The following is a 12,569-nucleotide window of genomic DNA, read 5'->3' on the forward strand; positions in this document are numbered from 1 at the left end:
GTCCATGATGTGAAAGCCTTGGGCCGGGTTGTGCAGTGCGGTGGCTTTGGGCGGCGTATAGGCGCCATAGATATGCAGTTGCGCGCGAGGCAAGCGCGCGCGGATCAGCGGCCAGAGCGTGGTCTTCATCCAGAGCACGGCATCCCAGTTTGGCGCGTGACGGAAGTTGCCAATGCTGAGGAAATGCGCGCGCTCTTCGAAACCTGGCGCGGCGGTGTCCGGAAGATCAATCATCAACGGACACCAATGCAGGATTTGCCGAGGCAGGCCGAATTCCTCCACCAGCAGGTCGATCTCGACTTCGGAAATCATCAGGTTCAAATCGCACCGGTACAGCGCAGCGATTTCCCGTTTGGCCAGATCGGTGCTCGCCATCAGCTGGAATTCTTCGTGCAATGCCGGTGCGAACAGTTCGGTGAAATCAGTCTGCTCGTCGTCGCTTTTCAGCCGGTCTTTCAGACGCTGATGACGCGCATGCCGCAGGCTTTGCAGGTCGGATGTTTCGAGGATGCGCAGGGCGTCCGGGCAGTGTTTCTCCACCCGCCAGCCAAACTGTTCTTCCATCATGAACTGATCGAACAGCACGATATCCGGCGCCAACCCGCTGATGAACGTATCAAAGCTGCTGTTGTTGAGTTCGATCGGCACTTCGCGAATGCCCAGTGACGTCAGGTCAGCCTTGTGTTCCCCCGGGCCGGCCGGGCTGCTGAACGTGATGTCCCAGCCTTGCTCGAGGAACGCTTCAAGAATCTGCATGACATGCCCGCTGGCCGCCGAAGAGCGGGGCTCGGGCCAGACGTAGCCGATGACCAGGACTTTGGTGGGAACGGAGTGGGACATCACTGGATTCTCGGCGCATAAAAAAGGGCGCAATTAAACCACAGTGATGTGTGCTCATCGCCAGTTCAGGTTGATCACGATTGCTCGGGTTCCAGCCAATGCTGGTAGATGCGCAGGACTATTCCAGTATGGATTTGACCTTGTCGCGTAACTGGTCAATCGAAAACGGTTTGCCGATGACATGCATGTCGCCGGGTACTTCGATAGTCTCGGCATAACCGCTGGCAAACAGGATGGGCAGAGCAGGGCGCAGCTGACGGGCCCTTTGAGAGAGTTCGCGACCATCCATGCCAGGCAGGCCGTGGTCGGTCATCATCAAATCGATGGCTTTGCCAGGATCCGCAAGGATTTCGAGTGCCGCGTTGCCGTCATCAGCCTCCAATACCGTGTATTCCAGCTCCTCCAGCACATCCACGATGAGCATGCGCACGATGTCGTCATCTTCTACGACAAGGATAGTGGAGGCATTGGCAGACATGGCAGGACTCTCAAAAATTGAAATCGGGGGATACCGGGCAAGCGAATTTTGCCGGACTCTTGCATGAGTAAGTGGCGCATAGCCACAAGTTCCCGAGCTGATACAAAAAAGAACAGGTCAGTGCGGTGCGGCAAGGATAACCGTTGGCGTCGTCCAATGCGCAGGCGTGTGTAGGAAAATGCCATCATTTGTGTGAGAAAAATGGATCCATGGCGGGGTTTTGGGGCAAACTCTCGGGTTTTCAACAGTTCGACAAGGCTGCCCCATGTCCTCTCCGTCCTCGGTTGATGAACAACGGTTCCGCAAACTTCTGAGTCGCAACGTCAGCCTGCCGCTGGGCGTCGGCGTGCTCAGCGCCGTGTTCTTCGTCTCGCTGATCACTTATTTGCTGTCGGTCATCCAATGGGTCGAGCACACCGACCGGGTGATCAATAACGCCAATGAGGCGGTGAAACTCACTGTCGATCTCGAAACCGGCATGCGCGGCTATCTGCTCAGCGGTGACGAGCACTTTCTTGACCCGTACGAAGTTGCCAAGCCGCGTATCGAGGTCGCTCTCAATACGTTGCTGGAGCTGACCGCCGATAATCCGGTGCAGACCGATCGCTTGCGCCGTTTGCAAGCCTTGCAGGTGGAATGGGCCAACTACGCGCAATCGATGATCGATCTGCAGCGCAGCAGTGGCGACTATCGCGGTGCGGTCAAGGCCGGGCGGGGCAAGCGCCTGACCGATGAAATCCGCAAGCAATTCGAGGACGTCATCGAGACCGAGCAAGTGCTGCGCGCCACGCGCAACGAGGATGTGCGCCGCACGACGATCTGGAGCATCACCCTTTACCTGATCTTCATCGTTGGCATCAGCGGTTTGCTGGCCTACATCGGCCGCCGTGATCTGCTAAACCTGTCGACCAACTACAGCGCCAACCTCGCGGCGCAACTGGCCAGCGCCGAACGCCTTGAGAAACAGGCGTGGCTGCGCAATGGCCAGACACAACTGGCCGAGCAGGTGCTGGGGCAACTGACGCTGAACCTGCTGGGGCGCAATATTCTGCAATTCTGCGCGCAATACCTTGGCACTGCCGTCGCCGCGCTTTATGTGCGCGAAGAACATGGCGGCCTCAAGCGCGTGGCGACTTATGGTTTCTCCCGCGAGCAGGAAGAGCTCAATCAAACGATTTACAGCGGCGAAGGCATCGTCGGCCAAGTGGCAGAACAGGCACGCCTGATCCGTCTCGACGCGGTCCCGGGCGACTATTTCAAAGTCAGCTCCGGTCTCGGCGCAGGCCTGCCGCACAGTGTGCTGGTGGTGCCGACCAGCGATGATGATCGGGTCAACGGTGTGATCGAACTGGGCTTCCTGCGTCCGCTGTCCGAGCGCGATATCGAACTGCTGGAACTGATTGCTGGCAACATCGGCACCTCGATCGAAGCGGCGCGTTACCGTCAGCGCTTGCAGGAAGTGCTCGCCGAAACCCAGCAGCTCAATGAAGAGCTGCAAGTGCAGCAGGAAGAGCTGAAGACTGCCAACGAAGAGCTGGAAGAACAGTCGCGGATTCTCAAGGAATCCCAGGCGCATCTGGAAACCCAGCAAGTGGAGCTGGAGCAGACCAACGAGCAGCTCGCCGAGCAGCGCGATGCGATGGACAAGAAAAACACCGAGCTGAATCATGCGCAGATCCAGCTTGAAGAGCGTGCCGAAGAGCTGCAACGCTCGAGCAAGTACAAGTCCGAATTCCTCGCCAACATGTCCCACGAACTGCGCACGCCGCTCAACAGTTCGCTGATTCTGGCCAAACTGTTGGCGGAAAACCCGCAGCAGAATCTGTCGGCGGAACAGGTCAAGTTCGCCGAATCGATCTATTCGGCCGGCAACGATCTGCTCAACCTGATCAACGACATTCTCGACATTTCCAAGGTCGAGGCCGGCAAGCTTGAAGTGATTGCCGAAAACACCCGCGTCGATCGTCTGGTCGACGGCTTGCGCTCGATGTTCGAACCGTTGGCGGCGGACAAGAAACTGGCCTTCAGCGTCGAGGTTCAGCCGGACGCACCGGGCTTGCTGTTCACCGACCGTCAGCGTCTGGAGCAGGTGATCAAGAACCTGCTGTCCAACGCGATCAAGTTCACCGAGCACGGCGCCGTGAGCCTGAGCATCACCGCGCAGCCGAATGATCACATCGCCTTCAGCGTCAAGGATTCCGGGATCGGTATCGCCGCGGATCAGCAGGAAAGTATCTTCGAGGCGTTCCGTCAGGCGGATGGCACCACCAATCGCAAGTACGGCGGCACCGGTCTGGGCCTGTCGATCTCGCGGGATCTGGCGACGTTGCTGGGCGGTTCGATCAGCGTCGACAGCGTGCCGGGGCAGGGCAGTACGTTTACGCTAGTGTTGCCGCGTCAGTATCACGAATTCGGTGAAACGCCGGCCGCGCCGCTGACCTTCCACCCGGCACCTGTGACGCCTGCGCCAGTTGCTGTTGCGGCTCCGCTCGCATCGGCGATTCCGGCAGTCATCCCGCGCTTTGCCGACGATCGCGACAAGGCACCGTTCGCCACCCGCTGCATTCTGGTGGTGGAGGACGAACCGAACTTCGCCCGTATCCTCTATGACCTGGCCCATGAGTTGGGCTACATGTGTCTGGTCGCCCACGGCGCTGACGAAGGTTACGACCTGGCGCGCGAATTCGTGCCGGATGCGATCCTGCTCGACATGCGCCTGCCGGATCATTCCGGTCTGACCGTGCTGCAACGCCTGAAAGAACGCGCCGAAACCCGGCACATTCCGGTGCACGTGATTTCCGTGGAAGACCGCGTCGAAGCCGCCATGCACATGGGCGCGATCGGCTACGCAGTGAAGCCGACCACCCGCGAAGAGCTCAAAGATGTGTTCGCCCGTCTCGAGGCCAAGCTGACGCAGAAGGTCAAACGCGTGCTGCTGGTCGAAGATGACGATCTGCAACGCGAAAGCATCGCGCGGCTGATTGGCGACGAAGACATTGAAATCACTGCGGTCGGCCTGGCTCAGGACGCTCTGGAATTGCTGCGCACGACCATCTACGACTGCATGGTCATTGATCTCAAGCTGCCGGACATGCTCGGCAACGATCTGCTCAAGCGCATGTCCACCGAGGACATCTGCTCGTTCCCGCCGGTCATCGTTTACACCGGACGCAACCTGACCCGCGACGAAGAGGCCGAACTGCGCAAGTATTCGCGCTCGATCATCATCAAGGGCGCACGCTCCCCGGAGCGGTTGCTCGATGAGGTCACACTCTTTCTGCACAAAGTCGAATCGCAGCTGTCCCATGAACGGCAGAAGATGCTCAAGACCGCGCGCAGCCGCGACAAGGTCTTTGAAGGTCGCAAAGTGCTGCTGGTGGACGACGATGTGCGCAACATCTTCGCCCTGACCAGCGCGCTGGAACACAAAGGCGCAGTCGTGGTGATCGGCCGTAATGGCCGCGAAGCGATTGAGAAACTTCATGAAGTCGAGGACATCGACCTGGTGCTGATGGACGTGATGATGCCGGAAATGGATGGCTTCGAAGCCACCATGGAAATCCGCAAGGATCCGCGCTGGCGCAAGCTGCCGATCATCGCGGTGACGGCCAAGGCCATGAAGGACGATCAGGAGCGCTGCCTGCAAGCGGGCGCCAACGATTACCTGGCCAAGCCCATCGACCTTGATCGTCTGTTCTCGCTGATACGTGTGTGGTTACCGAAAATGGAACGCATCTAGTGGAACGCAGCAGTTCAGCCGAGCGCAACAGCGAAATCGAATTACGCTTGTTGATCGAGGCGATTTACCTGAAATACAGCTATGACTTTCGCGACTACTCCGGCGCTTCGATCAAGCGCCGGGTGCAGCACGCGCTGAGTCAGTTCGAGTGCGCAACCATCTCGGCCCTGCAAGAAAAAGTCCTGCACGACCCGACGGCGTTCATGCAACTGCTGCAACTGCTGACGATCCCGGTCAGCGAGATGTTCCGCGATCCGTCGCATTTCCTGGCGATCCGCAACGAAGTGGTGCCGCTGCTGCGCACCTATCCGTCGCTGAAGATCTGGATTGCCGGATGCAGCACGGGCGAGGAGGTCTATTCGATGGCGATCCTGTTGCGCGAGGAAGGCCTGCTCGACCGCACGATCATTTACGCCACCGACATCAACCCGCGCTCGCTGGAGAAGGCCAAGCAAGGGATTTTCTCCATGGAAAACGTCCGCGCCTACACTGCCAACTATCAGCAGGCCGGCGGTCAGCGTTCGTTTGCCGATTACTACACGGCAGCCTACGGCTACGCGATTTTCGACAAGAGCCTGTGCGAGAACGTGACGTTCGCCGACCACAGCCTGGCCACCGACAGCGTGTTCTCCGAAACCCAGTTGATTTCCTGCCGCAACGTGCTGATCTATTTCAACAAGAAGTTGCAGGACCGGGCGTTCGGGCTGTTCCATGAATCGTTGTCGCATCGCGGCTTTCTGGTGCTGGGCAGCAAGGAAACCCTGGATTTTTCCAACTATTCGAACCAGTTCGAGGCGTTGGTCAAACAAGAACGGATCTACCGCAAATCATGAACGACACCCCGAGCCTGCCTCGCATCGAGGCCGTCGTGATCGGCGCCTCCGCAGGCGGTGTCGAGGCGTTGCTGACCCTGCTCGGGCCATTACGCAAAGGCTATGTGCTGCCGATCATCATCGTTCTGCATCTGCCGGAAGAACGCCGCAGTCATCTGGCCGAAGTGTTCTCCCGCCGTGTGGCGATGCCGGTCAAGGAAGCTGAAGACAAGCAGGACATTGAAGCCGGCACGGTGTATTTCGCCACGCCCGGTTATCACTTGTCGGTCGAAGCGGATCTCAGCCTGTCGCTGAGCCTCGAGGACCGCGTACATCATTCGCGGCCGTCTATTGATTACCTGTTTGAATCGGCCGCTGATGTTTACGGCGAGACACTCGCCGCTGTCCTGCTGACCGGCGCCAATCACGATGGCGCGCGCGGGTTGGCCTGCGTCAAGCACTGCGGCGGCCTGACCATTGTTCAAGACCCCGATGATGCACAAGTCGCCACCATGCCCCAGGCTGCACTGAACGTTCTGCAGCCGGATCATGTCCTACCCATTCACGGCATCGGCCGTCTGCTAGTCGAGCTGGAACGAATCGCATGCTGAGTAATATCCAAGCCAAACTGTTGATCGTTGACGATCTGCCAGAAAACCTGCTGGCGCTGGAAGCGCTGATCAAGCGCGAGGATCGCACGGTCTACAAGGCTCTGTCGGCGGACGAGGCACTGTCGCTGTTGCTGCAACACGAATTCGCCATGGCCATTCTCGACGTGCAGATGCCCGGCATGAACGGCTTCGAACTGGCCGAGTTGATGCGCGGCACCGAGAAGACCAAGAACATTCCGATCATTTTCGTCAGCGCCGCTGGCCGTGAACTCAACTACGCGTTCAAGGGCTACGAAAGCGGTGCGGTGGACTTCCTGCACAAGCCGCTGGACATTCATGCGGTGAAGAGCAAGGTTAACGTTTTCGTCGATCTGTATCGCCAGAGCAAGGCCATGAAACAGCAGGTCGAGGCGCTCGAGCAGGCCCGACGCGAGCAGGAAGCGCTGCTGCAACAGCTGCAAAGCACGCAGCTTGAGCTGGAACAAGCGGTGCGCATGCGCGATGACTTCATGTCCATCGTTGCGCACGAGGTGCGCACGCCGCTCAATGGTCTGATTCTTGAAACCCAGCTGCGCAAGATGCACCTGGCGCGGGATAACGCCGCGGCGTTCACCCTCGACAAGATGCAGGCGATGGTCGACCGCGATGAGCGGCAGATCAAAAGCCTGATTCGCCTGATCGAAGACATGCTCGATGTCTCGCGAATCCGCACCGGCAAACTGTCGATCCGCCCGAGTCGTTTCGATCTGGTGCAACTGGTCAGCAATCTGCTGCAAAATTTTGCACCGCAAATGGAAGCGGCGGAAACCAGCGTTTCCTTTGAGGCGTCCGAGCCGGTCGAAGGTTGCTGGGACGAGTTCCGCATCGAGCAAGTGGTGTCCAATCTGCTGACCAACGCCTTGCGTTACGGCGGTCGCAGCCCGATTCAGGTGCGCGTCTATCGCGAAGCTGACGAGGCTCGGGTCGAGGTCCAGGATCACGGCATCGGCATCAGCGCCGAGAACCAGAAGCGTATTTTTCAGCAGTTCGAACGGGTGTCCGCCAAGACGGTGGTGGCCGGGCTCGGGCTGGGTCTGTTCATTTCCGAGCAGATCGTCGCCGCCCATGGCGGCTCCATCGTCGTCGAGAGTGAAATCAACGAAGGCGCCCTGTTTCGCGTTTGTCTGCCGATCCAGGAAAACGGCATATCCGACGCAACCTCTGAGTGACCACACGGTCGTATCAGCAGCTATTGACCGAACAAAGGCTTCCCATGAGCGTAGATGCGCAAGATGTAGTACTCGTCGTCGAAGACGAACCGGTTATCTTGATGGTCCTGACGGATTACCTGTCAGGGCAGGGCTATCGCGTGTTGCAAGCGGAAAATGGCGAGCAGGCTTTCGAGATCCTCGCCAGCAAACCTCACCTGGACATGCTGATTACCGATTTCCGCCTGCCGGGCGGGATCTCCGGCGTGCAGATTGCCGAGCCAGCGGTGAAATTGCGACCGGACCTCAAAGTGATTTTCATCAGCGGCTACCCGCAGGAAATCCGTGAAACCGGCAGCCCGATCACCAGCAAGGCACCGATCCTGGAAAAACCGTTCGATCTGGATGTATTGCAGGAAAAGATTCAGGAGTTGCTGGCCTGATTGTCATGCAGGAGCTGCCGAGCCTTCGGCAGCTCCTGCATGAGAATCAGCTATTGATCATCTCGCGCACCTTGGCGGTGAGCAGATCAAAGGTGAAGGGCTTGGTGATCATCTGCATTCCCGAGTCGAGGAAGCCACCGCGCACCGCCGCGTGCTCGGCATAACCGGTGATGAACAACACTTTCAGACCTGGGCGATATTGCCGACCAACCTCCGCCAGTTGACGACCGTTCATCCCCGGTAGGCCAACATCGCTGATCAGCAGGTCGATGCGTTGCGTCGAGTTTAGAATCGGCATGGCGCCGTCGGCATCACCGGCCTCCACGAACGCATAACCCAACTCACTGAGCACGGCGCTGACCAACACGCGCACTGCCGGATCGTCTTCGACGATGAGTACGGTTTCGCCATCCATCGCATACGGAGCCTGCTGCGAATCCGAGACGGGAATTTCCACTTCTTCACCACGGAAACGCGGCAGGTAGAGTTTTACCGTGGTGCCTTGATCGACTTCACTGTCGATCGACACATGCCCGCGCGACTGCTTGCTGAAGCCATAGATCATCGACAGTCCGAGGCCGGTGCCCTGGCCGATCGGCTTGGTCGTAAAGAACGGATCGAACGCGCGGCTGACCACACTCTGCGGCATGCCGCTGCCGTTGTCAGTGACGCTGAGCATCACGTAATCGCCCGGCTCCAGATTACTGTATGCAGCCGTGAAATCGCGATGCAGCACCTGGTTGCTGGTTTCCACCACCAGTTTGCCGCCCTCGGGCATCGCATCGCGGGCGTTGATTACCAGGTTGAGCAGGGCGCTTTCGAGTTGATTGGGATCGGCCTCGGCAACCCAGAGGTTGTCGTCCAGGCGCATTTCCAGATGAATGCTCTCATTGAGGCTGCGTTGCAGCAGCTCGCCCATCGACAGCACCAGCGTGTTCATCTGCACGGCTTTCGGGTCGAGCGATTGCCGGCGGGAGAACGCCAACAAGCGGTGAGTCAGGCCGGCGGCGCGGTTGGCGGAGGTCACGCCTAGATCGATCAGACTGTCGAGGTCTTCGGTGCGGCCCCGGGCCAGCCGTCGGCGCAGCAGTTCCAGGCTACCGATGATGCCGGTGAGCATATTGTTGAAGTCGTGAGCAATGCCGCCAGTCAGTTGGCCGACCGCTTCCATTTTCTGCGATTGGCGCAGCGCTTCTTCGTTGTGGCGAAGTTGTGCGGTGCGCTCTTCAACCTGTTGTTCGAGGGTTTCCAGAGTTGATTGCAGGCGTCGTTCGCTTTCACTCAGGTCGATCAGCCGATCCCGCGCTTCATATTGTCGTCGCCGCCCACGCAGGGCGGCAGAGACCAGACTGACCAGCGTCGCGGGATGGAAGGGGCGCTCGAGAAAAGTCACGTTGCCGAGCAGGGTGCTGAGACGCGACGGCGGACCTTGTTCATCGCCGCCATGATGAGTCAGCAGCACGATGGGCATGTCCGACCACGCGGGTTGCTGGTCAAGGTAGGCTATAAGCCCTTCCAGTTCCGGTCCGCGCAGCGCTTCAGCAGCAATCAGCAGCAACCCGGCGCCGACCTCCAGTTCCGTGCACAGAGCGGCGAGATTCGGCGCCACCATGCCGCCGTAACCGGCTTCGTTGAGAATCATCAACGCGATCTGGCTGTCACGACCCATGGGCGCCAGCACCAGCACCCGCTCGGCCAACGGCGTGTTGACCGTCACAAGCTTTCATCCTCAAGCAATGGATTGCTCGCTCCCATGTAGGTCGGCACGCCACGCAGCACGCCCTGGAAGGATTCCAGCGGTTGGCCGATGGTCATGCCACGCGAGGAGATCCGGTATTCACGGATGGTCGACTCGTGGTTGCCGGTACGTTTCTTGATAATCGAGATCGCCCGGCGGACTTTGCCGAGGGCTTCGAAGTAGCGCAACAGAATCACCGTGTCGGCCAGGTAAGTGATATCGACAGGCGCCTGCATATCGCCCACCAAGCCGTGCTGGGCGACCGTCATGAAAGTCGCCGCGCCTTTGCGGTTAAGGTACAGCAGCAGCTCGTGCATGTGCAGCACCAGCGCGTTTTCTTCCGGCATCGCTGCCTGATAGCCGTTGATGCTGTCGATCACCACGGTTTTGATACCCAGCTCATCGACGCAACGGCGCACGCGATGGGACAACTCACCGGGAGACAATTCGGCGGCGTCTACTTGTTCGATAAGCAGATTACCGGTGGCCTGCAAGGCTTTGAGGTCGATGCCCAGATGACGCATGCGTTCGAACAGCAGGCCCAGCTCTTCATCGAAAATGAACAGCGCGGCTTTTTCGCCTCGGGCCACCGCTGCGGCGGCGAAGATCATCGAAATCATTGATTTGCCGGTACCGGCCGGGCCGAGAATCAGCGTGCTGGAGCCGGTCTCGATGCCGCCGCCGAGCAGGGCGTCCATTTGCGGGATGCCGCTGGACAACTGCAGCCGCGCGTAGTCGCCGCGATGTTCCGCCGCTACCAGGCGTGGGAAAACATGGACGCCGTCGCCCATGATGGTGAAATCGTGGAAACCGCCACGGTATTTCTGCCCGCGATACTTGACCACTCGTACCCGGCGACGCTCGGCGCCGTAGCTTGGCGTCAGCTCTTCAAGGCGAATCACGCCGTGGGCGACACTGTGCACGGTCTTGTCGAGGGATTCGGTGGTCAGGTCATCGAGCAGCAGGACGGTGGCGTCGTAGCGCACAAAGTAGTGCTTGATCGCCAGAATCTGCCGACGATAGCGCAACGAGCTCTGCGCCAGCAGGCGGATCTCCGAAAGGCTGTCGAGCACTACACGGGTCGGTTTGAAGCGTTCGACCACTTCGAAAATCTGCCTGGTCGCCTCGCCCAGTTCAAGGTCCGAGGAATACAGCAGGCTTTGCTGGTGTTCGGCATTGAGCAGGCTTTCCGGCGGTGTCAGCTCGAAGATCTTGATGTTTTCGTTCAGCTCCCAGCCGTGGGAGAGCGCACCTTGACGCAGTTCTTTCTCGGTTTCCGAGAGAGTGATGTACAAGCAACGTTCCCCGGCCAGCGCACCGGCGCGGAGGAAATGCAAAGCCACGGTGGTTTTGCCGGTTCCGGGTTCCCCCTCGAGCAAAAACACATGGCCGCGAGACAGGCCACCGGCAAGGATGTCATCCAGACCTACAATGCCGACGGCGGCCTTTGCACTGATCAACTCGTTTGATGTAGTCAAAAAACGCCCTCTTATGACTAGGGTAATCCGGCGGCTGGCTTAAGTGAGCCGCCTGAATAACTTGACCTCAGGGCATGTTCACGGTTCCGCTTTTTCTTTCGACAGGTGGTTGATTGCACCCGCTTTACCTTGATTAAAGACCTTGTTGCAGGGCCGGGTCGTCCGGATTCAGCTGCTCCAGTTGCGCCAGCAGAATCTGCACATTCTGCAATTGGCCGCTTTCCTTCCAATAGTTGATCAACAACACCCGCGCCCTGCGGTCGGCGGGGTGGCGCTGAACGATTTCCTGCAATTGTTTCTGCGCCGCTTCCAGCTCTTCCGCGCTGTGCAGGGTGGTGGCGAGGTCGTAGCGATAATCCTTGTTGTCCGGTTCCAGCTCGACCGCTTTGGACAGGCCGAGCAGGGCATATTCGCGCTGGCCGTGGTGCAGCAGCCACAGGCCGAGGGCATGTTGCAGATAGGCCGAATCGGGCTGCGCCTTGAGCTGGCGGGCAAGCAACTGGCGAGCGGCATCGCTCTGGCCCTGGCGGTCGAGCACATCGATCTGCATGACCAGCGCTGGCAGGTTGCCCGGTTCCAGACGCAAGGTATTGTCCAACGCCTGTTGGGCCTGTTTGTATTCGGCGTTGTGAATATAGAGACGGGCCAGTTGAGCATAGTTGGCGGCGCTTTCCGGCTGGCTTTCCAAGGTCTGTTGCCAGCCGTCGATGGCCTGCTGTAGCGGTGCGAAATACAGGCCGAGCTCGTCCGGGGCCAGGCCGAGCAGGGCATTGATCGCGGCGAAACGGACAGCTTGTTCTTCATCATCGAGCAACGGTCCTAGCAGCAGACTGCGCTGCCCGCCGGGCACCAGACCGACGATGCTTTTGATCGCTGCGACGCGCACTTGCGGCGCTTCGTGATGCAAGTCGATGTCCGCCAGCTTCAACGCCTGCGGACTGGGGTAATTGGGCAGTTCGCCATGCAGCCAGACCCGGCGCTTGACCGAGATGTCCGGGCGGCCCAATTGCTGGTACAACTGGCGCGCCGCTCCGGGCTCACCGGTGCGCGCGGCGTTCAGCGCTTCGCTGTAGCCATGTTTGATAGCATCGGGGATGGTCGGAGTGCTGCTGCGCCAGGACAGCCAGACGACGCCGAGGATCAGTACGAGGCCTAGGCCGATCAGCAGGTTGCGGCGGGACTGAGTCATGCGGGGTTTCCGAAAGCTTCGAACTTGAGCAGAACGGCAAGCTTCGTTCAGCTT

The 12,569-nt window shown here is 59.3% G+C and carries 10 protein-coding genes; 5 read left to right on the forward strand and 5 right to left on the reverse strand.

From position 1 onward, the window contains the following. Window positions 1-840, reverse strand: an 840-nt coding sequence (locus QMX86_RS13620) for a glycosyltransferase (protein WP_282390395.1), incomplete at its 3' end; no start/stop codon positions are given. Between the two features lie 118 nt (window positions 841-958). Next, window positions 959-1,318 (reverse strand): response regulator, encoded by a 360-nt coding sequence (locus QMX86_RS13625; protein ID WP_071172561.1) that lies wholly within the window; start codon window positions 1,316-1,318, stop codon window positions 959-961. A gap of 265 nt (window positions 1,319-1,583) precedes the next feature. On the opposite strand from QMX86_RS13625, the gene QMX86_RS13630 reads away from it, so the two are divergent. From QMX86_RS13630 to QMX86_RS13650, 5 genes are read left to right on the forward strand one after another with little or no spacing between them, the layout of a single operon-like run. After that, entirely contained in the window at window positions 1,584-5,057 is a 3,474-nt protein-coding gene (locus QMX86_RS13630) for a response regulator (RefSeq protein WP_282383763.1), read from the forward strand. Next, window positions 5,057-5,890 (forward strand): protein-glutamate O-methyltransferase CheR, encoded by an 834-nt coding sequence (locus tag QMX86_RS13635; protein ID WP_016774863.1) that lies wholly within the window; start codon window positions 5,057-5,059, stop codon window positions 5,888-5,890. Before QMX86_RS13630 ends, QMX86_RS13635 begins: the two co-directional genes overlap by 1 nt. Further along, window positions 5,887-6,480, forward strand: coding sequence for a chemotaxis protein CheB (locus QMX86_RS13640; RefSeq protein ID WP_282383765.1), 594 nt, complete (start codon window positions 5,887-5,889; stop codon window positions 6,478-6,480). The genes QMX86_RS13635 and QMX86_RS13640 overlap by 4 nt, the downstream gene beginning before the upstream one ends. Further along, complete coding sequence (locus tag QMX86_RS13645) at window positions 6,474-7,688, forward strand: hybrid sensor histidine kinase/response regulator (protein ID WP_016774861.1); 1,215 nt, start codon at window positions 6,474-6,476, stop codon at window positions 7,686-7,688. Before QMX86_RS13640 ends, QMX86_RS13645 begins: the two co-directional genes overlap by 7 nt. 44 nt (window positions 7,689-7,732) lie before the next feature. Beyond that, window positions 7,733-8,110: a response regulator gene (locus QMX86_RS13650; protein WP_016774860.1), complete on the forward strand. Its 378-nt coding sequence runs from the start codon at window positions 7,733-7,735 to the stop codon at window positions 8,108-8,110. 46 nt (window positions 8,111-8,156) lie between these two features. Here the strand turns inward: QMX86_RS13650 and QMX86_RS13655 are convergent, their stop codons facing one another. The 3 genes from QMX86_RS13655 to QMX86_RS13665 all read right to left on the reverse strand — a co-directional run bounded on the left by QMX86_RS13655 (window position 8,157) and on the right by QMX86_RS13665 (window position 12,515). After that, window positions 8,157-9,827, reverse strand: coding sequence for an ATP-binding protein (locus QMX86_RS13655; protein WP_110645384.1), 1,671 nt, complete (start codon window positions 9,825-9,827; stop codon window positions 8,157-8,159). After that, window positions 9,824-11,326 carry an ATPase domain-containing protein gene (locus QMX86_RS13660; protein ID WP_071172556.1) on the reverse strand — a complete coding sequence of 501 codons (1,503 nt, stop codon included), beginning with the start codon at window positions 11,324-11,326 and terminating at the stop codon, window positions 9,824-9,826. The genes QMX86_RS13655 and QMX86_RS13660 overlap by 4 nt, the downstream gene beginning before the upstream one ends. Window positions 11,327-11,459: 133 nt before the next feature. Further along, the gene (locus QMX86_RS13665) at window positions 11,460-12,515 is read right to left on the reverse strand and encodes a tetratricopeptide repeat protein (RefSeq protein WP_122706354.1); all 1,056 of its coding nucleotides are present in this window, start codon (window positions 12,513-12,515) and stop codon (window positions 11,460-11,462) included. Window positions 12,516-12,569 lie beyond the last annotated feature (54 nt).

Origin of the sequence: Pseudomonas sp. PS01270 (genome assembly GCF_029959775.1) — a bacterium.
Lineage (GTDB): Bacteria > Pseudomonadota > Gammaproteobacteria > Pseudomonadales > Pseudomonadaceae > Aquipseudomonas > Aquipseudomonas atacamensis.

Coding starts and splice junctions, on each gene's coding strand:
- QMX86_RS13625 (WP_071172561.1), bottom strand. CDS start 1,318: ATGTCTGCCAATGCCTCCACTATCCTTGTCGTAGAAGATGACGACATC.
- QMX86_RS13630 (WP_282383763.1), top strand. CDS start 1,584: ATGTCCTCTCCGTCCTCGGTTGATGAACAACGGTTCCGCAAACTTCTG.
- QMX86_RS13640 (WP_282383765.1), top strand. CDS start 5,887: ATGAACGACACCCCGAGCCTGCCTCGCATCGAGGCCGTCGTGATCGGC.
- QMX86_RS13645 (WP_016774861.1), top strand. CDS start 6,474: ATGCTGAGTAATATCCAAGCCAAACTGTTGATCGTTGACGATCTGCCA.
- QMX86_RS13650 (WP_016774860.1), top strand. CDS start 7,733: ATGAGCGTAGATGCGCAAGATGTAGTACTCGTCGTCGAAGACGAACCG.
- QMX86_RS13665 (WP_122706354.1), bottom strand. CDS start 12,515: ATGACTCAGTCCCGCCGCAACCTGCTGATCGGCCTAGGCCTCGTACTG.